Below are 21,016 nucleotides of genomic sequence, written 5' to 3'. Positions count from 1 at the left end.
CGAGCATCGAAGCGCTTCGAAGAACACGTCGAAGAATGACCACGAGTGCCTTCCGCCGTGCCCGCCGCTCGCCAAGGGGATCCGCACGTGACCGCAAGCCCGCCACCTTTCCGTGACCCCGAACTGCCCCTGGACCAGCGCGTGGACGACCTGCTGTCCCGGCTGACCACCGACGAACGTGTCGCGCTCCTGCACCAGTTCACGCCCCGCGTCGAAAGACTCGGCATCGCACCGTTCCGCACCGGACAGGAGGCCCTGCACGGCGTCGCCTGGATGGGCCCCGCCACCGTCTTCCCGCAGGCCGTCGGGCTCGGGGCCACCTGGAACGACGACCTCGTGCGCCGCGTCGGCGAGGCCGTCGCCACCGAGGCACGCGCCATGCGCGCACGGGACGACCGTGTGGGCCTCAATCTCTGGGCGCCCACCGTGAACCTCCTGCGCCACCCGCTGTGGGGCAGGAACGAGGAGGGCTACTCCGAGGACCCCTGGCTCACCTCCGCGATCGCCGTCGCGTACACCCGGGGCCTGCGCGGCGACCATCCCCGCCACTGGCGCACCGCTCCCGTGCTCAAGCACTGGCTGGCCCACAACAACGAGACCCGCAGGGACACGTCGTCCGCCTCCGTGCGCCCGCGCGTCCTGCACGAGTACGACCTGCGGGCCTTCCGTGCCGCCGTCGAAGCGGGTTCCGTGGCCGGGGTGATGCCCGCGTACAACCTGGTCAACGGCCGCCCCAACCACCTCTCGCCCTACCTCGGCGAGCACCTGCGCACCTGGACCGGCCAGGAGCTCCTTGTCTGCTCCGACGCGGGCGCGCCCAGCAACCTCGTGGACTCCGAGAAGTACTTCGACACCCACGAGGAGGCCACCGCGGCGGCCCTCGTCGCGGGCGTGGACAGCTTCACCGACCACGGCACCGACGCGAGCATCATCACCGGACGCATACAAAGGGCCCTGGAACAAGGCCTGTTGACCCAGCAGAACATTGACACGGCGGTCCGCCGCCACCTGTCCGTCCGCTTCCGGCTCGGTGAGTTCGACCCCGGCCAGGGGCCGTACGCGGACCCGGCGACGCACGCCTTCGACACCCCCGGACACCGCGCGCTCGCCCAAGAGGCGGCCGAGCAGGCCGTCGTCCTGCTGAAGAACGACGGGCTGCTCCCGCTGGAGGAGGGAACCCGGATCGCGGTCGTCGGACTCCTCGCCGACGCGTGCAAGACCGACTGGTACAGCGGCACCCTGATCCACCGCTCCACGCCCCTCGACGGACTGCGCGACCGGTTCGGCGCCGAAGGCGCGGACAGGGTCACCTTCACCGAGGGCGTCGACCGGGTGCGCCTGAAGTGCGCGGCCGGCTGGCTCCACGTGCCGCCCCACGCGGAGGACGAGCGGGTCGGCGGCGCCGAGATCGCCCTGGACCCGGCGCTGCTCGCGGGCCGCACCGACCTGCCGCCGCTGACCTGCGGCCCCGAAGCCACCGAGTTCGCCCTCGTCGACTGGGGATGCGGCGCGTGGACGTTGCGCGCCCCCGACGGCCGCTATCTGTCGGTCGCCGACGACGGCTTCGTGCGCGCCTCGGCGGACCGCCCCGGCGGCTGGGTCGTACAGGAGACATTCGCGCTGGTCGGACACGGGGAGGGGTACCTCATCACGCACACAGGGACGGGTGGGTACGTCTCTGTCGCCGCCGACGGCGTGAAGGTTGCCGACGAGCCGGAGGTCTTCACCATTGACCTCGTGGAACGCGGCGAGGACGCCGTGGCCCGTGCCGCCGCGCAGGCCGACACGGTGATCGTCGTCGCCGGGAACGACCCCCACATCAACGGCCGCGAGACCGAGGACCGCACCACGCTCGCCCTGCCGCCCCACCAGGAACGCCTGTGGCGCGCGGCCCGCGCCGCCAACCCCCGCACCGCGCTCGCCCTGGTCTCCGCCTACCCCTACGCGGTCGCCGACGCCCAGGCCGAGCTGCCGGCGCTGCTGTGGAGCGCGCACGGCGGACAGGCCGCGGGCACCGCGCTCGCCCGGGTGCTCGCAGGCGACGTGTCCCCGGCCGGGCGCCTCCCGCAGACCTGGTACGCCGCCGACACCGACCTGCCGGACCTGCTCGACTACGACATCATCGGCTCGCGGCAGACCTATCTCTACTTCGACGGAGGCCCGCTCTACCCCTTCGGGCACGGCCTGGGCTACTCCTCCTTCAATTACGAGGATTTGGTGGCCGAGCGCGAAGGGCACGTGCTCCACGTCGCGTTCACCGTCACCAACACCGGGCCCCGCGACGCGGACGAGGTGGCCCAGCTCTACACCCGGGCTCCCCAGGAGGCCGCCTCGCTCTTCGCCCTGCCGCACCGGCAGCTCGCGGCGCACCGCCGCGTCCACCTCGCGGCCGGCGCCTCCTGCCGTCTGGAGTTCCGACTGCTGCTGGCCGACCTGGGGTTCTGGGACGTGCGGCACGACCGCTGGGCTTTGGCTCCCGGTGCGTACGAGATCCTCGCCGGGGCCTCCAGCGCCGACATCCGGCTCAGCGCCACCGTGGACGTCGACGGTGCCCCGATCGCCGCGAGGCCGGTGCGGCGAGCGGGCCTCGCGGTGACCGGTTACGACGAACAGCGCGGCACCGACATCGTCGACCGCGCCAGGACGTCGGGTGACGCCGTACGGCCACTGGACGACGCAACGGGTGAACTCCTGTTCCGTGCCTGCGACTTCGGCGAGGGGGTGAGCGGTGTGTCGGTCGAGGCCGCGGGGTCCGGAGCCGTCGACCTCATCTCGGGCAGCACCGCCACCACCGTCACCGTCCCCGCGACCGGCGGCACCTACGACTACGCCACGCTCACCTCCGGGTTCACCGTCTCCGGAGTGCGCGATCTGCGCGTGCGGCTGCGCGGCCCCCTGCGGCTCGCCCGGCTCGCCTTCACCGCCACCACCGCCCGTCCGAGGGAGACCGCATGAAGTTCACCGACGGCTTCTGGCTGATGCGTGACGGGGTGCGCGCCTCGTACGCGACCGAGGTGCGCGAGGTGCGCGAAGGCGAGGGGCGGTTCACCGCGTACGCCGCCGTCCACCGGGTCCGCGAGCGCGGCGACACCCTCAACACGCCGCTCGTCACCGTCGAATGCTTCTCGCCCGCCGAGGGCGTGATCGGCGTACGGGCGACGCACCACGCGGGAAAGGCCGCCCACGGGCCGGAGTTCGGCCTGAACGCCACCGAGGGCGCGGGGCTCGTCAAGCGCGAGGGCACGGTCACCGAACTCACCAGCGGACCGCTCACCGTACGCCTCGACAGCGACGAGCCCTGGGGCCTCACCTTCCTCGACGCCGACCGGCAGCGACTGACGGCCGTCGAGCGCAGGGGCACCGGATTCGCCACCGCGCCCGACGGCAGCCACCACATGATCGGTCAACTCGCCCTGGGAGTGGGGGAGTACATCTACGGACTCGGTGAACGCTTCACCCCGTACGTCAAGAACGGCCAGATCGTCGACATCTGGCAGGCCGACGGCGGCACCAGCAGCGAGCAGGCCTACAAGAACATCCCCTTCCACCTCTCCTCGCGTGGCTATGGCGTCTTCGTGAACCACCCCGGCAAGGTCTCGTACGAGATCGGTTCCGAATCCGTCGGGCAGGTCCAGTTCAGCGTCGAGGACCAGACGATCGAGTACTTCGTCATCGCCGGGCCCACCCCGAAGGACGTCCTGCGCCGCTACACCGCGCTCACCGGCCGCCCCGCGCTGCCGCCCGCCTGGTCGTTCGGACTGTGGCTGACGACCTCCTTCTGCACGCCCTACGACGAGGAGACCGTCACCGCCTTCGTCGACGGCATGGCCGAGCGTGACATCCCGCTCGGTGTCTTCCACTTCGACTGCTTCTGGATGCGCGAGTACCAGTGGACCGACTTCCGCTGGGACCCCGAGGTCTTCCCCGACCCCGAAGGCATGCTGCGCAGGCTCCGCGAACGCGGCCTGAAGATCAGCGTGTGGATCAACCCGTACATCGCGCAGAGATCCGCGCTCTTCGCCGAGGCCGCCGAACAGGGCTACCTCGTCAGACGGCCGAACGGCGACATCTGGCAGTGGGACCTCTGGCAGCCCGGCATGGCCCTGGTCGACTTCACGAACCCGGCCGCCCGCGAGTGGTACTCGGGCCACCTGCGGACCCTGCTCGACCAGGGCGTCGACTGCTTCAAGACGGACTTCGGCGAACGCGTCCCCACCGACGTGGACTGGCACGACGGCTCGGACCCCGCGCGCATGCACAACTACTACGCGCAGATCTACAACAGCACGGTCTTCGAACTCCTGGAGAAGGAACGCGGCCCCGGGGAAGCCGTCCTCTTCGCCCGCTCCGCGACGGTCGGCGGCCAGCAGTTCCCCGTGCACTGGGGCGGCGACTGCTTCGCATCCCTTGGCGCGATGGCCGAGTCACTGCGCGGCGGCCTCTCCCTCTCGCTGTCCGGCTTCGGCTTCTGGAGCCACGACATCGGCGGCTTCGAGGGCACCCCGGACCCGGCGGTCTTCAAACGCTGGCTCGCCTTCGGCCTGCTCTCCTCGCACAGTCGGCTGCACGGCAACGTCTCCTACCGGGTGCCGTGGGCGTTCGGTGACGAGGCCGTCGAGGTGGCCCGGAAGTTCACGCGGCTCAAGCACCGCCTCATGCCGTACCTGTACGCGGCCGCCGTCGAGGCCCACCGCACGGGCGTCCCCGTCATGCGTCCGATGCTCCTGGAGTTCCCTGCCGACCCCGCGTGCCGCACCCTGGACCGCCAGTACATGCTGGGCCCCGACCTCCTGGTCGCCCCCGTCTTCACCGCCGAGGGCGACGTCGAGTTCTACGTGCCCGAAGGCACCTGGACCCACCTCCTGACCGGCGAGACGGTCCAGGGTCCGGGCTGGCGTCGGGAGACCCACGGCTTCGACAGCCTCCCCCTGTATGTGCGCCCCGGCGCGCTGCTCCCGCTGGGCGCCGACACCCGGCGGGCGGACGGCGACTGGCTCCAGGACCTCACGCTCCTGCTCACCCCGGAGGCGGAGGGTACGCAGATCACCGTGCCGGACCTGGCGGGGCGGCCCGCGGCCGTCTTCCGTGCCGCACGGGACGGCGCGGAGGTCGAGGTCACCGTGGAGGGGAGCACACGCCCCTTCACCGTGCGGACGGCGACGAACTGGCCGGACCTGGGCGGCAACCCTTCGGCGAGCGGCGGCGACAAGGAAATGTAAGCCGACCCTCACCGAAGGAATGAACCGGGAACATGACCCCACGAGCGAACAAGCGCAGCCGTCATCGCCGAGGTCTCACCAAGCGCCGTGCCGTCGTCGGCGGCATCGCCGCGCTCGGCATGACCGGCGCCGCCCTCCTCACCACCACCATGATGCCGACCGCGGGGGCGGCGACCGCCTGGCCCGAGGCCAAGGGCCAGAAGCCGACGTCGAAGACCATCGAGGTCTCCGGCACCTACGACGGCGGCCTCAAGCGCCACTACGGCACCGGTGCCCTGGGCGGCGACGGCCAGGACGAGGGCCAGGACCCCATCTTCAGGCTGAAGGACGGCGCGACACTCAAGAACGTCGTCCTCGGCTCCCCGGCCGCGGACGGCGTCCACTGCTCGGGCAGCTGCACGCTGCAGAACGTGTGGTGGGAGGACGTCGGCGAGGACGCGGCCACCTTCAAGGGCACGTCGGCGGGCTCGACGTACACCGTGTACGGCGGTGGCGCGAAGAAGGCCGACGACAAGGTCTTCCAGTTCAACGGCGCGGGCAAGCTGGTCGTCACCAAGTTCCAGGTCTCCGGCTTCGGCAAGCTGGTGCGGGCCTGCGGCAACTGCTCCAAGCAGTACCAGCGGAACATCATCGTGAACGACGTCGACATCACCGCCCCCGGCAAGTCCATCGTCGGCATCAACACCAACTACGGTGACACGGCCGCCCTGCGCACCATCCGCGTCCACGGCGACAGCGGCAGGAAGATCGCCACCTGCGACCGCTTCACCGGCAACAACACCGGCGCCGAACCGCGCAAGACGGGCACGGGCCCCGACGGCAAGCACTGCAGGTTCACGTCCGCGGACATCAGCTACAAGTAGCGGAAACGGACACGGACAGGGACACAGCGATGCGGCACGGCCCCACCGGGCCGTGCCGCATCGCCTTTAGGCTCAGCGTGCCGAGAAGCTGTGCACCGTGCTCGACCGGTAGGTCTGGCCGGGGCGCAGCACCGTCGAGGGGAACTTCGGCTGGTTGGGGGAGTCCGGGAAGTGCTGGGTCTCCAGGCACATGCCGTCCCCCTGCCGGTAGGTGCGCCCGGAAGGCCCGGTGAGGGTGCCGTCCAGGAAGTTCCCGGAGTAGAACTGCACGCCGGGCTCGGTCGTGGCGATCTTCAGGGTGCGCCCCGACCCCGGGTCCCGCAGCGTCGCGAAGTGTTCGGGGCGCCGGGTGATGCCCTTGTCCAGGGTCCAGTTGTGGTCGAAGCCCTTGGCGGTCACCAGCTGGGGGTGGGAGACGCGGATGTCCTCGCCGACCTTCTTCGCGCGCCGGAAGTCGAAGGGCGTGCCCGCCACCTTCGCCAGCTCGCCCGTCGGGATGAGACCGGCGTCGGTGGGCGTGAACCGGGATGCGGCGAGGGCCAGTTCGTGGCCCATGATGTCGCCGCTGCCCTCGCCCGCCAGGTTGTAGTACGTGTGGTTGGTCAGGTTCACCACGGTGGCCTTGTCCGTGGTCGCCGCGTAGTCGATGCGCCAGTCGCCGCGCGCGTCGAGCGTGTACGTGACGGTGACCCGCAGCGTTCCGGGGTAGCCCATCTCGCCGTCGACGCTGGTGTAGCGCATGCGCAGGCCGACGCCGGAGGAGTCCTGGAACGGTTCGACGTGCCACACCCGCGTGTCGAAGCCCTTGGCCCCGCCGTGCAGGCTGTTCTCGCCGTCGTTCACGGAGAGCTGGTGGGTCTTGCCGTCCAGGGTGAAGCGGCCCTTGGCGATGCGGTTGCCGTAGCGGCCGATGAGTGCGCCGAAGAAGGTGGTTCCGGCGACGTACGCCTCGATGGTGTCGTAGCCGAGGGACACGTTGGTGTACCGGCCGTGGCGGTCCGGGAGTTCGAGGGACTGCACGATGCCGCCGTACGAGAGCACCTTCATGCGGGTGCCGCCGTTGGCCAGGGACCAGCGGTACACCTTGGTGCCGTCGGCCAGCTTGCCGAAGAGCTCCTTGGTGGGCGTACGGCCGGAACCCGGTGACGCGTACGCGGTGCCGGCGACGGCGGCGGTGAGGCCGGCGGCTGCGGCCGATGCCAGGACGGTGCGTCTGCTCGTTTCCATGTGCGGCTCCAGACAGGGGAGTTGGGGAGAGGACTAGCGGCCGACCTTGCGCTTGTTCCAGACGTCGAAGCCGACCGCGGCGAGCAGCACGAGCCCCTTGATGACCTGCTGGTAGTCGGTGCCGATGTTCACCAGGGACATGCCGTTGTTGAGGACGCCGAGCACCAGGCCACCGATCACGGCGCCCATCACCGTGCCGACGCCGCCGCTCATCGACGCGCCGCCGATGAACGAGGCCGCGATGGCCTCCAGTTCGAAGTTCAGGCCCGCCTGCGGGGTGCCCGCGTTCAGGCGCGCCGCGTACACACAGCCCGCGAGCGCCGCGAGCACGCCCATGTTGACGAAGATCAGGAAGGTGACGCGCTTGTCCTTGACGCCGGACAGCTTCGCCGCCGCCTTGTTGCCGCCGAGCGCGTAGACGTGGCGGCCGACGACCGCGTTGCGCATCACGTAGCCGAGGGCGATGAGCAGACCGCACATGATGAGAAGCACGACGGGTACGCCGTGGAAGCTCGCGAGGGTCAGCGTGAAGGCGATGACGGCGGCGGAGACCGCCACCAGCTTGGCCACCCACAGGCCCGTCGGCATCACGTCGAGGTCGTAGGCCAACTGCTGCTTGCGGCTGCGCCATTCGCGGAAGAGCAGGAACGCGACCGTCACCGCGCCGAGGAGCAGCGTCGGGTTGTGGTACTGCGTGTACGGGCCCATCTCGGGGATGAAGCCCTTGGCGATGTTCTGGAAGCCCTCGGGGAACGGCGAGAGCGACTGGCCCTCCAGGACGATCTGCGTGAGACCACGGAAGAGCAGCATGCCGGCCAGGGTCACGATGAACGACGGGATGCCGACGTAGGCGATGAAGAACCCTTGCCACGCGCCGGCGACCGCGCCGATGAGCAGCGAGAGGACGAGCGCGAGCACCCAGGGCATGTCGTGCTTGACCATCATCACCGCCGACATGGCGCCGACGAAGGCGACCAGGGAGCCGACGGACAGATCGATGTGGCCGGCGATGATGACGATCATCATGCCGATGGCCAGGATGAGAATGTAGCCGTTCTGCTGGATCAGGTTGGACACGTTGTTCGGCAGGAGCAGCGTGCCGTCGGTCCAGATCTGGAACAGGATGACGATGAAGGCCAGGGCGACGAGCATGCCGTACTGGCGCATGTTGGAGCGCACGCTCTGCAGCAGCAGGGCACGCGTGGACTCCTTGGCGGACGGCGTGGACGACGCGTCACGTGGTGGCGTGGTCGTGGTGGTCATGGCGGATGCCTCAGCTTCTGTTCTGGGTCATGTGGCGCATCAGGAGTTCCTGGGTGGCGTCCGCGCGGTCGACCTCACCGGTCAGCCGGCCCTCGGCCATCGTGTAGATCCGGTCGCACATCCCGAGCAGCTCGGGCAGTTCGGAGGAGATGAACAGCACCGCCTTGCCCGAGGCCGCCAGCTTGTCGATGACGGTGTAGATCTCGTACTTCGCGCCGATGTCGATGCCGCGGGTCGGCTCGTCGAGGATCAGGACCTCGGGGTCGGCGTGGATCCACTTGCTCAGGACGACCTTCTGCTGATTGCCGCCCGAAAGCCGCCCCACCTGCTCGAAGACGGTGGGGGCCTTGATGTTCATCGACTTGCGGTAGCGCTCGGAGACCGAGCGTTCCTTGTGCTCGTCGACGAAGCCGTCCTTGCGCCGCATGCCGGAGAGCGAGGCCAGGGAGATGTTGCGGTTGATGTTGTCGATGAGGTTCAGGCCGTACTGCTTGCGGTCCTCGGTGACGTACGCGATCCCCGCGTCGACCGCGGCGGGCACGTTCTTCGTCACGACCTCGCGCCCGCCGACGGCCACCGTCCCGGTGACGTACTGGCCGTAGGAACGCCCGAAGACGGACATCGCGAGCTCCGTGCGGCCCGCGCCCATCAGGCCCGCGATGCCGACGATCTCGCCGCGCCGCACCGTCAGGGACACGTCGTCGACGACCTTGCGGTGGTGGTCGACCGGGTGCCGCACCGTCCAGCCCTCGACGGACAGGGCGAGGGAACCCGCGTCCTCGCCCTCGTAGGGCGTGCGGTCGGGGAAGCGGTGGTCGAGGTCGCGGCCGACCATGCCGCGGATGATGCGGTCCTCGGACAACTGCGGTGCGGAGGACGGCGTCTCACGCACCGTCAGGGTCTCGATGGTCTGCCCGTCACGCAGGATCGTCACCGAGTCGGTGATGGCCCTGATCTCGTTCAGCTTGTGCGAGATGATGATGCAGGCGATGCCCTGCTCGCGCAGCTCCAGGATCAGGTCCAGGAGTTTCGCGCTGTCCTCGTCGTTCAGGGCGGCCGTCGGCTCGTCCAGGATGAGCAGCTTCACCTCCTTGGACAGAGCCTTGGCGATCTCGACCAGCTGCTGCTTGCCCACCCCGATGTCGGCCACCGGGGTCTGTGGCTTCTCCTTCAGGCCGACCCGCTTGAGCAGCGCGCTCGCCCTGCGCAGGGTGTCGTTCCAGTCGATGAAGCCCCGGGTGCTCTGTTCGTTGCCCAGGAAGATGTTCTCGGCGATGGACAGGTACGGGACGAGCGCAAGCTCCTGATGGATGATCACGATGCCGTGCTTCTCGCTGGCGCGGATGTCCTTGAAGGCCATCCGCCGGCCCTCGAAGTGGATCTCGCCGTCGTAACTGCCGTGCTCGTGGACGCCGCTGAGGACCTTCATCAGCGTCGACTTGCCCGCGCCGTTCTCGCCGCAGATCGCGTGGATCTCCCCGGGGCCCACGGTCAGGTTCACGTCGGAGAGCGCCTTGACGCCGGGGAACGTCTTGGTGATGCCGCGCATTTCAAGCACGGGCCCGCTCATGAGAGCTGCCCGGCCTTGAAGTAACCCTCGTCGACCAGGAGTTGGGTGTTGGACTTGTCGATGCTGACCGGGTCGAGCAGGAAGGACGGCACGGTCTTCTTGCCGTTGTTGTAGTCCTTGGTGTTGTTCACCTTGGGCTTCTTGTCGTTCAGGACCGCGTCCCCCATGGCCACCGTCTGCGCGGCCAGCTTGCGGGTGTCCTTGAACACCGTCTGCGTCTGCTCGCCGCGGATGATGGACTTCACCGACGCGAGCTCCGCGTCCTGCCCGGTGATGACCGGCAGGGGCTGGCTCTTGGAGCCGTATCCCGCGCTCTTCAGCGCGGAGATGATCCCGATCGAGATCCCGTCGTACGGCGAGAGGACCGCGTCGACCTTCGCGGAGCCGTAGTTCTTGCTGATCAGGTCGTCCATGCGCTTCTGCGCGGTGCCGCCGTCCCAGCGCAGCGTGGTGGCCTGGTTCATCTTCGTCTGCTTGCTGCGGACGGTGAGCTGACCGCTCTTGAAGTACGGTTCGAGCACCTTCATGGCGCCGTTCCAGAAGTACTTGGTGTTGTTGTCGTCCGGCGAGCCCGCGAACAGCTCGATGTTCTTCGCGTCGCCGCCCTTCTCGGGCTTGCCCAGCTTCAGCTTGTCGACGATGTACTGGGCTTCCAGGCGGCCGACGCGCTCGTTGTCGAACGACGCGTAGTAGTCGACGTTCTCCGTGCCGAGGATGAGGCGGTCGTACGAGATCACGGGGATGTTCGCGTCGGCCGCGCGCTGCAGGACCTCGGTGAGCGCGGAGCCGTCGATGGCCGCGACCACCAGGAGGCTGCGCCCCTTGGTGATCATGTTCTCCAGCTGGGCGATCTGGTTCTCGACCTTGTCGTCGCCGTACTGCAGATCGGTCTTGTAGCCGGCCTTCTCGAACTGCTCGGCCATGTTGTTGCCGTCGGCTATCCACCGCTCGGAGGACTTGGTGGGCATCGCGAGCCCGATGGTGCTGCCCTTGCCCTCGTCCGGTTGGTAGCGGCTGCCGCCCTTGGCCTCCTGGCCGCAGGCGGTCAGTGAGCCGAGGAGTACGACGGTGGCCACCGCGGCGGTGAGCCGCAGGCGGGATATGCGGGTTCTCATGGATCAGTCCCCTTCCGGGACGGGGAAGCGCTGGAGCTCGCCGGGCAGGCGCGAGCCGAGCGGAGACATCCCGCCGTCCGCGCCGTGCCGGGCGAGCAGGTCGAGGGCGAGACGGCCACGGCGGACCCGCTCGCGGGCGGTGTCCAGGGTGCGGTCGCGCAGGTGGGCACCGTAGGGGTAGATGCCGGGGGACTTGCTCAGGCCGAACTTGAGGTAGAGCGGGGCGCCGCGCCGGATCAGCTCGGCGGCCTCGTACATCCGGACGTAGCCGCCGAGGTCGTCGGGCGCCTCGACGTACAGGTCCATCGGGGCGCGGCTGGTCCGGCGGATCTCCGTGAAGTGGTCCAGGGTGAGGTCGGACGGGACGTTGAGCGAGTCGGCGCCGAGCCGCTCGTAGACCGCGTAAGAGGCCGGGTTGACCGGGCCGATCAGGGCCGACACCTTGAACGTGGTGTCGGCGGGGAGCACACCGGCCACCCGCAGCCGGTGCAGCGTCCACAGCACGCCCTCGTCGGCGACGAGGAGGCACTTCACGCCCAGCTCGGTGGCCCGCACGGCGTCTTCGACGCAACCGGCGAGCGCGTCATGGCCGCGCGAGCGCAGGCCCCCGCCGCCGGAGTCGGTGCGGGTCGCGGCACCGATGTCCCAGGTGCCGCGCGGCCCGGTGAACAGGCACAGCTCGATGTCCCGCTCGGCGCAGGCCTCCACCATCTCGGTGATCTCGACGTCGGAGAGCATCCAGATGCCGCTGCCCTGGCTGATCCGGTGGACCGGCACATCGAGCCGTGAGCTCTCCTTGAGGACGACGGCCAGCGCCTCGGGGCCCTCGACGGAGGGGATCTCGGTGCGCCAGGTGCCGCCGTCGGGGAACGCGTGCGGGGACGCGTCGGCCGGATCGACGGCGGGTACGGGGTGCCCGATGCGGGCGAGGGCGTCGACGCCGGGGCGGCGGGGTGCTGACGGGCTGGTCACGGGACTCCCATACGCGGTGAATGCTGCTGTGAACTGTGCGGTGAACTCTGCTGTGTTCGATATTTCGGACAGTGGTCGGATCGGTGGGTACGACTCAGGCACGTCTCAGGGACGCAGCAGCACCTTCCCGGTCTTCGGATCGCCGCCGCCGACCAGCGCCACCGCCTCGCCGAACTGCTCCAGCGGGAACTCGTGCGTGATGAGCGGCGCCGGGTCGAGCAGCCCGAGCCCGAACGCGCGGACCGCGTCCGACCAGGCGCGGGACGGCGCGCCGAAGACGCTGCGCACCTGAAGCTGACTCAGCGAGAGATGCACCGGATCGATACCGGCCGCGCCGGGCGTGAACATGCCGGTCAGCACGACCCGGCCGCCCCTGCGCGCGAGCAGACAGGAAGCGGCGGCCGTGCTCGGCGCCCCCGCGGTCTCCACCACGAGGTCGAAGCGGCCGTGGTACCCCTCGGCCTCGGCGGGCGTCAGGCTCTCGCTCGCCCCGAAGTCAAGCGCCTGGCGGCCGCGCTCGGTTCGGGGGTCGATCACGACGAGCTCACCGGGCGAGGCCGCGGCGAGGAGCTGCACCGCCAGCATCCCGAGGGTGCCCGCGCCGACCACCGCGATCCGCTCGCCGGGCCTCGGCCGCCCCGTCCGCACCGCGCCCGCGATCACCGCGGCGGGTTCGAGCAGGGCCGCGGCTGCCAGGTCCGCGTCCGCGGGCAGGAGGTGCAACAGCCGGGCGGGTACGACCACGTGGTCGGCGAAGGCGCCGGGCTCGGTGAAGCCGGTCTCCGCGTAACCGCCGCCGCACAGGCTCGTCTCGCCCTCGCGGCAGCGCTCGCAGGTGCCGCAGGCCCTGAACCCCTCGGCGACGGTCCTGTGCCCGGCGAGCGCCGGGTCGACGCCCTCGCCGACGGCCTCGACGGTGCCGGACCACTCGTGCCCGGGGATCACCGGATAGCGCACGTAGGCGGGGTCCCGGTGGCCGTCGTACACCTCGCGGTCGCTCATGCAGATCCCCGCCGCCGCCACCCGGACCAGGACCTCACCGGGTCCCGGCTCGGGGCGCGCCCCGACCGTGAGCCGGTGCGCGCCCGGACGGTCGACGACGATCGCGCGTGAGTCGCCGCTCACTTGACGGCCGCCTTGGGGGCGCGCTTCTCCCAGCCCTCGGCCCACAGGTCGAACCGCGCCTGCTGCTGCGGGAACTCGGCCGCCGCGTCCGTGTCGAGCTCGACGCCGAGGCCCGGCTCGTGCGACACCTCGAAGTAGCCGTCGACCACCTGGGGAGCGCCCTTGACGACCTTCTTGATCTCCGCGTCCGCGAAGTCGTTGAAGTGCTCCAGGATCTTGAAGTTGGGCGTGCAGGCGGCGACTTGGAGCGAGGCCGCCGTCAGCACCGAGCCGCCGACGTTGTGCGGCGCGACCAGCGTGTAGTGCGTCTCCGCGGTCGCGGCCAGCTTGCGGGTCTCCAGGATGCCGCCGATGTGGCCGACGTCCGGCTGGATGATGTCGGCGGCCTGCGACTCGAAGAGCTCGCGGAACTCGATCCGGTCGTGGATGCGCTCGCCGGTGGCGATCGGCATGTCGACCTTGGCGGCGACCTTCTCGAGGGCCTTGAGGTTCTCCGGCGGCACCGGCTCCTCGAGCCAGGCCGGCTTGAACGGCGCCAGATCCCGCGCGAGGCGCACGGCGGTGGACGGGCTGAACCGGCCGTGCATCTCCAGCATCAGCTCGGCGTCCGGGCCGATCGCGTCCCGCACCGCCTCGATCAGCGAGACCGCGTACGAGGTGCCCGCCTGGTCGAGCTCGTAGTGCCCGGTCCCGAACGGGTCGATCTTCAGGGCGCGGTAGCCGCGCTCCATCACGGCCTGGGCGGCCTTGTGGTAGGCCTCCGGTGTGCGCTCGGTGGTGTACCAGCCGTTCGCGTAGGCCTTGACCTTGTCGGTGACCTTTCCGCCCAGGAGCTGCCAGACCGGCACCCCGAGAGCCTTGCCCTTGATGTCCCAGCAGGCCATCTCCACACAGGCGATGCCCGACATGACGATCTCGCCGGCCCGGCCGTAGTCGCCGTACTTCATCCGCCGCACGAGGTCCTCGACCGCGAACGGGTCGGACCCCACGACGTGGTTGGCCGCCGCCTCGTGGAGGTAGCCGAGCAGTGCGTCGGTGTGGCCGAGCATGCGGGTCTCGCCGACGCCGGTGAGCCCTTCGTCGGTGTGTACCTGGACGTAGGTGAGATTGCGCCACGGCGTCCCCACCACGTGCGTGCTGATTCCCGTAATACGCAAGGCAGTTGCCCCTTGGTTGTTCGGTATTTCGTCACACGTTCGAAATGTTGGCGTGACCGTATTCACGCAGGCGGCAGGGTGTCAATGGGTCGCGCGAAACGGTCTTGGGCCGACCGGTGGCCCTCGGGCCGTTGCGCGCCGAACGTCGCTGTGTCTAGCCTGTGTTCGTCATATCGATCGTTGACCGAAGTTTCGGACGCGTCTGCAGGCCTGACGCGGACGCGATTTCGGCCGCACGGGGTGGGAGGCCGACCATGGGACGACTCGTTCCCGCGGTGACCAGGGCGCTGGACATACTGGAACTGTTCCTGGAGGGCGACGGCACGCTGTCCGCCCCCGAGGTCACCCGCAGACTCCGGCTGCCGCGGACCACCGTGCACGAACTGCTCACCACCCTTGCCGCCCGCTCGTACCTTGTCCAGATACCGGACCAGTCGGGCCGCTACCGCCTCGGCGTACGCGCCTACCAGCTCGGCAGCCGGTACGCGGAGCAGCTCGACCTCGCCGCGGAGGGGCAGCAGGTGGCCCGCGAGGTCGCCGAGACCTGCGACGAGACGGTCCACGTGGCGGTCCTCGAGGACGCGGACGTCATCTACATCGCCAAGGTGGACTCCACGCACGCCGTGCGCATGGTCTCCGCCGCGGGCCGCAAACTGCCCGCCCACTGCACGTCGGTCGGCAAGATGCTGCTCGCCTCACTGCCCCAGACGGAGCTCGAATCCCGGCTCGCGGGGCGGGAGCTTGTGGCGATGACGCAGAACAGCATCACGGAGCCGGACGCGCTGCTCGCCGCGCTCGCCGACATCCGGGAGCGCGGTGTCGCGGCCGAACACCGCGAGTCGAACCCGGACGTCAGCTGCGTGGCCGCCCCGGTCCGTGACAGCGCGGGTCACGTCGTCGCGGCGCTCTCCATCTCCGTGCCGATGATCCGCTGGAGCGAGCAGCGTGAAGAGGAACTGGCCGAGCTGGCGGCCAAGGGCGCGGGCGACCTCTCGGAGCGCCTCGGCCACCGCGGACGCTAGTGCGCCGACTCCAGGTCCAGGAGCCGCCGCTTGGCCTCGAGGCCGCCCGCGTACCCGGTCAGCGAGCCGTCGGCGCCGATGACCCGGTGGCAGGGGCGGACGACGAGCAGGGGGTTGCGCCCGATCGCCGTGCCCAGGGCGCGGACCGCCACACGCGAGAGGCCGAGCTCTGCGGCGAGCTTCCCGTACGTGGTGGTCGTGCCGTAGGGGAGCGAGTCGAGGGCCTGCCAGACCCGCCGCTGGAAGTCGGTGCCGACGCCGCTCGCGTACTGGATGTCGAAACGCGTCAGCGTCCCGGCGAAGTACGCGCGCAGCTGCCCGGCGATCACGGCGAAGGCCTCGTCGTCGCGCACCCACCCGTCCTGGACGACGACGCCGCCCTTCTGCCCCGGCAGGGACAGCGAGGCCAGCGCGGTGCCGCCGTGCGCGGTGGCCGACTCCTCGCCGACCAGCAGCAGCTCGCCCAGCGGGCTCTCGACGGTCGTGTAGACGGCCTTGGTCATGACCTTGCTCATCAGATGCTCCCTCTCACCCCGGCGACCTGTCCCCGGTGACGTCCCCAAGTGTGCGGGGTGCGGGGGCGCGCGGCTGGCGGGAATCGGACCTGGCGCTCATGAGGGTGTCAGGGTCAGACGGGCGCTCGACGACGAAGGCGACCTCGGCCCGTTCGCAGGGGGCCGGCTTGACGCCTGGCGACCGTTTTGCCGCTTTCGCCGCGGCGGCCAGGCCTGAACCTGCGGCGAGGAAGCCACGTCGACGGCGGTCGAGTCGACGTGGCGCCCGCCACGTCTTTATGCAACTAGTTGCACAAGGGGTCGGCGTCCTCTAGAACTGTCCCGACGACACATCGCGTACGGAGGGCCCGCATGAGCCGCTACCCCAACCTGCTGAACCCCCTGGACCTGGGCTTCACCACCCTGCCGAACCGGGTCCTGATGGGATCCATGCACGTGGGCCTGGAAGAGGCGCCGGACGGTTTCCGGCGGATGGCGGAGTTCTACGCGACCCGTGCGCGCGGCGGAGTCGGCCTCATCGTCACGGGCGGCATCGCGCCGAACGAGCTCGGCCGCCCCTGGGACGGCGGTGCCAAGCTGACCACCGAGGCGGAGGCCGAGGAGCACGCGGGCATCACGGCCGCCGTGCACGCCGAGGGCGGCAAGATCGCCATGCAGATCCTGCACTTCGGGCGGTACGCCTACCACGAGGGCCTGGTCGCGCCGAGCGCGATCAAGGCGCCGATCAGCCCCTTCGTGCCGCGCGCCCTGGAGGACGCCGAGGTCGAGCAGACCGTCGAGGACTTCGTGCGGGCCGCCGAGCTCGCCAAGCTCGCGGGCTACGACGGCGTCGAGGTCATGGGCTCCGAGGGCTATCTGATCAACGAGTTCATCGCGGCCCCCACCAACCAGCGCGACGACCGCTGGGGCGGCGCCTACGAGAACCGCATCCGCTTCCCCGTCGAGATCGTCCGGCGCATACGCGAGCGCGTCGGCGCGGACTTCATCATCATCTACCGCCTCTCCATGCTGGACCTGATCCCCGGCGGCTCGACCCTCGAAGAGGTCGTCCACCTGGCCAAGGAGATCGAGGCGGCGGGCGCCACGATCATCAACACCGGCATCGGCTGGCACGAGGCACGCATCCCCACCATCGCCACGTCGGTGCCGCGCGGCGCCTACACCTTCGTCACGAAGAAGGTCATGGGCCAGGTGTCCGTGCCGCTCGTGACCACCAACCGCATCAACACCCCGGAGATCGCCGAGCAGTTGCTCGCCGACGGCGCCGCCGACATGGTCTCCCTGGCCCGCCCGCTCCTCGCCGACCCGGACTTCGTCGCCAAGGCGGAGGCCGAGCAGGCCGACGCGATCAACACCTGCATCGGCTGCAACCAGGCCTGCCTGGACCACACCTTCAACCTGCAGATCACCTCCTGTCTGGTGAACCCGCGCGCCTGCCACGAGACCGAGCTCGTCCTCGCCCCGACCCGCACCAAGAAGCGCGTCGCGGTCGTCGGCGCGGGCCCGGCGGGACTCGCCTTCGCGGTGTCCGCGGCCGAGCGCGGCCACGACGTCACGCTCATCGACGCGGCGTCCGAGATCGGCGGCCAGCTCAACGTCGCCCGCAAGGTGCCCGGCAAGGAAGAGTTCGACGAGACCCTGCGCTACTTCCGCACCCAGCTCGAACTGCGCGGCGTGGACGTGCAGTTGAACACCCGCGCCACCGCGGAGAGCCTCGCGAAGGCGGCGTACGACGAGGTCGTCGTGGCCACCGGAGTCACCCCGCGCACCCCCGAGATCCCCGGCATCGACCACCCCAGCGTGGTCGGCTACCTCGACGTGCTGCGTGACAGCGCGCCCGTGGGGGAGCGCGTCGCGATCATCGGCGCGGGCGGCATCGGCTTCGACGTCGCCGAGTACCTCACCGACAGCGGCGACAAGGCCAGCCTGGACCCGGCGACGTACTTCCGTCAGTGGGGCGTCGACATGGACTACAAGGACCGCGGCGGCCTGACCGCGCCCGACCGCCCCACCCCGCCGCGCCAGGTCCACCTCCTGCAGCGCAAGACCTCCAAGGTCGGCCAGGGCCTCGGCAAGACCACGGGCTGGATCCACCGCACCGAGCTGCGCCACCGGGGCGTCACGATGGTCGCGGGCGCGAGCTACGACCTCATCGACGACGCGGGCCTGCACATCACGGTCGACGGGCAGTCCACGGTCATCCCCGTCGACACGGTCGTCCTCTGCTCGGGCCAGGACCCGCGCCGCGACCTGTACGAGGAGCTGCTCGCCGGCGGGCACAGCGCGCACCTCATCGGGGGCGCGGACGTGGCGGCCGAGCTGGACGCCAAGCGTGCCATCAAGCAGGGCACGGAGCTGGCCGCGGCGCTGTGACGCCCGTGGTTCCTTGACGCCCGGCGTCCGCTGTGGACGCCGTACTTAGGATGGCCGCCATGTCACTCCCGCACGCGATCCTCACGGCCCTGCTGGAAAAGCCTTCGTCAGGGCTCGAGCTGACCCGCAGGTTCGACAAGTCGATCGGCTACTTCTGGTCGGCCACGCACCAGCAGATCTATCGCGAGCTGGGAAAACTGGAGCGGGAAGGGTCCATCCGCGCCCTTGAGCGGCAGCAGGCCACCCGCGGGCAGAAGAAGGAGTACGAGGTCCTGCCCGCGGGCCGCGCCGAGCTGGCCCGCTGGACGGCCGCGAGCCAGGACCCCAAGCCGCTGCGGGACACACTCCTGCTGCGCCTGCGGGCGGCCGCGGTCGTCGGCACGGAGGGCATCGAGGCGGACCTGCACCGCCATCTCGCCCTGCACCGGAGTCAGTTGGCCGAGTACGAGGAGATCGAGAAGCGCGACTTCCCGCCGGGCAAGGACGCGGTGGAGGACCGCCTGCGGCATGTGGTGCTGCGGGCCGGGATCGACCTGGAGACGTTCTGGACGCAGTGGCTGGAGCGGACCCTGGAGGAGCTCGGGGCGCCCGACGCCTCAGGTGACGCCTGAACCCCTGACGCCCTGACGCCCACCCGAACGACGGCCGCCACCGGCCCGACGAGAGTCGGGACCGGCGGCGGCCGCTTCTTCGTGGCCCTGGATCAGAGCCGGTGCTGCGCACCCCGGCGACGCAGGTACCAGGCGCCGCCACCGCCCGCGGCCAGGACCACGAGGGCCCCGCCCGCGACGAGGGTGGTCGTGCCGTAGTCCTCGCTGCCGCCGCCGAGACCGCCCCGGACGCCGCGCGCGGGCGCCGTCGTGGACGCGGTGGTCGGCGACGCCCCGACGGTGACCGTCTGGGAGCCGGCCGTCGTGCCGTCCTCGCAGATCACCGCCACCGTGTGCAGGCCGGTGCTGACGTTCTGCCAGGAGGCGCTGCCGCCCGTCAGTTCCATCTGCCTGCCCTGGGCGAAGCTTGCCTGGCCGTTGCTCATCAGCGAGGCGTTGCCTCCGTCGGGGCACGCCGCCGTGGTCACCGTGACCGTCGATCCCTTGGCGGTGACCGTGATTCCTCCGGCGGCGGCGGACGCCGACGGAGCGGTCAGTGCCATCGGAAGCGCAGCCGCGGCGGCGATGGTCAGGCCGGAGCGGACGAATATCTGAAGTGTGCGCATGAGTCTGCCCTCCGGTGGCACGGGAGGCGGTACATCCCATGCGCCGCCGGGGGTAGGGAAGCGCCCGTGCTACCTGCCGATGAGCCAACGTGCCATCCGGCAAGGCCGCATGCGGACAGCCACCGGGCAGGTGACGGAATCCTTCGTACGGCCGACAGCCGACGCTCCGGCCGGCGGCCGGCCTGGTGCCGACCCCGCGGCTGACCCGGCGTCAAGGGCGCGGGCCCGTGGTGACCGTCCGCTCGGGGGACCAGCCGCCCCACGTCCCGTCGGGAAGCTTGGCCCGGAGCTTCACGCGGTGGGTGTCGCCCGGCTTCCTGCCCACGTAGAAGCCGTGCTTGGCCTTGTCCCGTGGCGCCGTGCCGCCGAACACCAGCGAGGTGGCGATCTTCCCGTCGAGATGGATCTGGTACTCCGCGACCGCGCCGCCGGTGTGCGGCGGCGTCCACGCCAGGTCGATGTAGTACGCCCCCTCGTCGAGGCGCGTCGTCGCGCGGAAGTCCGTCGGTGCCGTGCCGCTCCCGTCGTCCCGGCCCGCCGCCGTGGTGAGGCGGACGACGCGGCTCGCGGGGGACGCGTTGTCGGCCGCGTCCAGGGCCTTGACGGTGAAGCGGTAGGCCGTGCCCGGCCGCAGCCCCGTGACCAGGGTCCCGCGCTCGTTCCCGCCCACGCTGTGGATCTTCGACGAGCCCTGGTAGATCTCGTACGAGGCGACGCCCTTGTCGTCCCTCGCGGCTCCCCAGGACAGCGTCACCGCCCGGCTTCCCTCGACCGTGCCGCGCGGGGACCCGGGGCGGGAGGGCGGCTCGCGGTCGGCGGATGCCGCGGCGGGTGTGGTGACCGTCAGCTTCTTGCTGGCCGGTCCGACGTTCCCCTCGGCGTCCCGGGCGCGGACGGTGAAGGTGTAGGCGGTCGACGGCTTCAGGCCGACGACGTCCACCATGTGCTTGCCGCCGGGCACGCGTTTGACCCTGGTCGCGCCCCGGTAGACGTCGTAGCCGGTGACCTTGGTGTCGTCCGTCGCCTGGTTCCACATGACGTGGGCGGTGGTGGCGCTGCCCGCCTGGACCGTGACGCCGCGGGGTGCGGCCGGCGGCTGCACGTCCTTCGCGTCCTCGTCGCCGCCCCATGTGCAGGAGGTGAGGGTGCCGGCGGTGAGGGCGCAGGCGGTGACGGCCAGGAGGGCGGACAGGTGGGGGGTCCGTCGCACGGTCGTGCCTTCCGTTCGGGCGGCATTGGTCCGGACCTATTTGACACAGGTGTCGGGTGCACATCAAGGGGTCCGGCGTGCTCCGTCCCTGCCGGGGCGGTGGCCGAGGTGTAGGACCCGGGACAGATTGGCATGTCTGGTCAGGTGTTCCAGGCGGTCGGCCCCTTGC

The 21,016-nt window shown here is 70.4% G+C and carries 16 protein-coding genes; 6 read left to right on the top strand and 10 right to left on the bottom strand.

Translation table 11 applies throughout. The features are described 5' to 3' along the window. The first annotated feature begins 87 nt into the window (after positions 1-87). Genes AB0M70_RS21810 through AB0M70_RS21800 form a run of 3 tightly spaced genes read left to right on the top strand, consistent with a single transcriptional unit; the run spans position 88 to position 6,082 of the window. On the top strand, positions 88-2,955 hold the full coding sequence (locus AB0M70_RS21810; protein ID WP_365821687.1) for a glycoside hydrolase family 3 C-terminal domain-containing protein: 2,868 nt from the start codon (positions 88-90) through the stop codon (positions 2,953-2,955). Then, the gene (yicI, locus tag AB0M70_RS21805) at positions 2,952-5,219 is read left to right on the top strand and encodes an alpha-xylosidase (RefSeq protein WP_365821685.1); all 2,268 of its coding nucleotides are present in this window, start codon (positions 2,952-2,954) and stop codon (positions 5,217-5,219) included. Before AB0M70_RS21810 ends, yicI begins: the two co-directional genes overlap by 4 nt. A gap of 32 nt (positions 5,220-5,251) precedes the next feature. Beyond that, positions 5,252-6,082 (top strand): pectate lyase, encoded by an 831-nt coding sequence (locus tag AB0M70_RS21800; RefSeq protein ID WP_365821683.1) that lies wholly within the window; start codon positions 5,252-5,254, stop codon positions 6,080-6,082. Positions 6,083-6,154: 72 nt separating this feature from the next. On the opposite strand, the gene AB0M70_RS21795 is transcribed toward AB0M70_RS21800, so the two are convergent. From AB0M70_RS21795 to AB0M70_RS21765, 7 genes are all read right to left on the bottom strand, one after another. Continuing rightward, positions 6,155-7,309, bottom strand: coding sequence for an aldose epimerase family protein (locus AB0M70_RS21795; RefSeq protein ID WP_365821681.1), 1,155 nt, complete (start codon positions 7,307-7,309; stop codon positions 6,155-6,157). A gap of 33 nt (positions 7,310-7,342) precedes the next feature. Beyond that, entirely contained in the window at positions 7,343-8,572 is a 1,230-nt protein-coding gene (gene mmsB / locus AB0M70_RS21790) for a multiple monosaccharide ABC transporter permease (protein ID WP_365821679.1), read from the bottom strand. Between the two features lie 10 nt (positions 8,573-8,582). Next, positions 8,583-10,142: a multiple monosaccharide ABC transporter ATP-binding protein gene (mmsA, locus tag AB0M70_RS21785; protein WP_365821677.1), complete on the bottom strand. Its 1,560-nt coding sequence runs from the start codon at positions 10,140-10,142 to the stop codon at positions 8,583-8,585. Next, positions 10,139-11,257 (bottom strand): multiple monosaccharide ABC transporter substrate-binding protein, encoded by a 1,119-nt coding sequence (chvE, locus tag AB0M70_RS21780; RefSeq protein ID WP_365821675.1) that lies wholly within the window; start codon positions 11,255-11,257, stop codon positions 10,139-10,141. The genes mmsA and chvE overlap by 4 nt, the downstream gene beginning before the upstream one ends. A gap of 3 nt (positions 11,258-11,260) precedes the next feature. Next, complete coding sequence (locus AB0M70_RS21775) at positions 11,261-12,229, bottom strand: hypothetical protein (RefSeq protein ID WP_365821673.1); 969 nt, start codon at positions 12,227-12,229, stop codon at positions 11,261-11,263. Positions 12,230-12,334: 105 nt separating this feature from the next. Further along, positions 12,335-13,354, bottom strand: a complete 1,020-nt coding sequence (locus tag AB0M70_RS21770; RefSeq protein WP_365821671.1) for an alcohol dehydrogenase catalytic domain-containing protein — start codon at positions 13,352-13,354, stop codon at positions 12,335-12,337. Next, the gene (locus AB0M70_RS21765) at positions 13,351-14,511 is read right to left on the bottom strand and encodes a mandelate racemase/muconate lactonizing enzyme family protein (protein WP_365821669.1); all 1,161 of its coding nucleotides are present in this window, start codon (positions 14,509-14,511) and stop codon (positions 13,351-13,353) included. Before AB0M70_RS21765 ends, AB0M70_RS21770 begins: the two co-directional genes overlap by 4 nt. A gap of 254 nt (positions 14,512-14,765) precedes the next feature. Between AB0M70_RS21765 and AB0M70_RS21760 the strand changes: the two genes are divergently transcribed. Next, on the top strand, positions 14,766-15,533 hold the full coding sequence (locus AB0M70_RS21760; RefSeq protein ID WP_365821667.1) for an IclR family transcriptional regulator: 768 nt from the start codon (positions 14,766-14,768) through the stop codon (positions 15,531-15,533). On the opposite strand, the gene AB0M70_RS21755 is transcribed toward AB0M70_RS21760, so the two are convergent. Further along, complete coding sequence (locus tag AB0M70_RS21755; protein ID WP_365821665.1) at positions 15,530-16,048, bottom strand: methylated-DNA--[protein]-cysteine S-methyltransferase; 519 nt, start codon at positions 16,046-16,048, stop codon at positions 15,530-15,532. The genes AB0M70_RS21760 and AB0M70_RS21755 overlap by 4 nt on opposite strands. Before the next feature lie 351 nt (positions 16,049-16,399). Here AB0M70_RS21755 and AB0M70_RS21750 point away from each other — a divergent pair, with 351 nt between their 5' ends. Continuing rightward, positions 16,400-18,421 (top strand): NADPH-dependent 2,4-dienoyl-CoA reductase, encoded by a 2,022-nt coding sequence (locus AB0M70_RS21750; RefSeq protein WP_365821663.1) that lies wholly within the window; start codon positions 16,400-16,402, stop codon positions 18,419-18,421. A 59-nt stretch (positions 18,422-18,480) separates the two neighbouring features. Continuing rightward, a complete protein-coding gene (locus AB0M70_RS21745) occupies positions 18,481-19,032 on the top strand; it encodes a PadR family transcriptional regulator (RefSeq protein ID WP_365821661.1) in 552 nt (183 codons plus the stop codon). Positions 19,033-19,124: 92 nt separating this feature from the next. Here the strand turns inward: AB0M70_RS21745 and AB0M70_RS21740 are convergent, their stop codons facing one another. Beyond that, entirely contained in the window at positions 19,125-19,637 is a 513-nt protein-coding gene (locus AB0M70_RS21740) for a hypothetical protein (RefSeq protein WP_365821659.1), read from the bottom strand. 211 nt (positions 19,638-19,848) lie between these two features. Beyond that, positions 19,849-20,847 (bottom strand): fibronectin type III domain-containing protein, encoded by a 999-nt coding sequence (locus AB0M70_RS21735; protein ID WP_365821657.1) that lies wholly within the window; start codon positions 20,845-20,847, stop codon positions 19,849-19,851. Between the last annotated feature and the right edge of the window lie 169 nt (positions 20,848-21,016).

The organism is Streptomyces sp. NPDC051214 (assembly GCF_040682375.1).
In the GTDB taxonomy this organism is placed as follows: Bacteria; Actinomycetota; Actinomycetes; order Streptomycetales; family Streptomycetaceae; genus Streptomyces.
The sequence above is the reverse complement of the archived record's forward strand: the minus strand, read 5'-3'. Positions and strand labels throughout refer to the sequence as shown.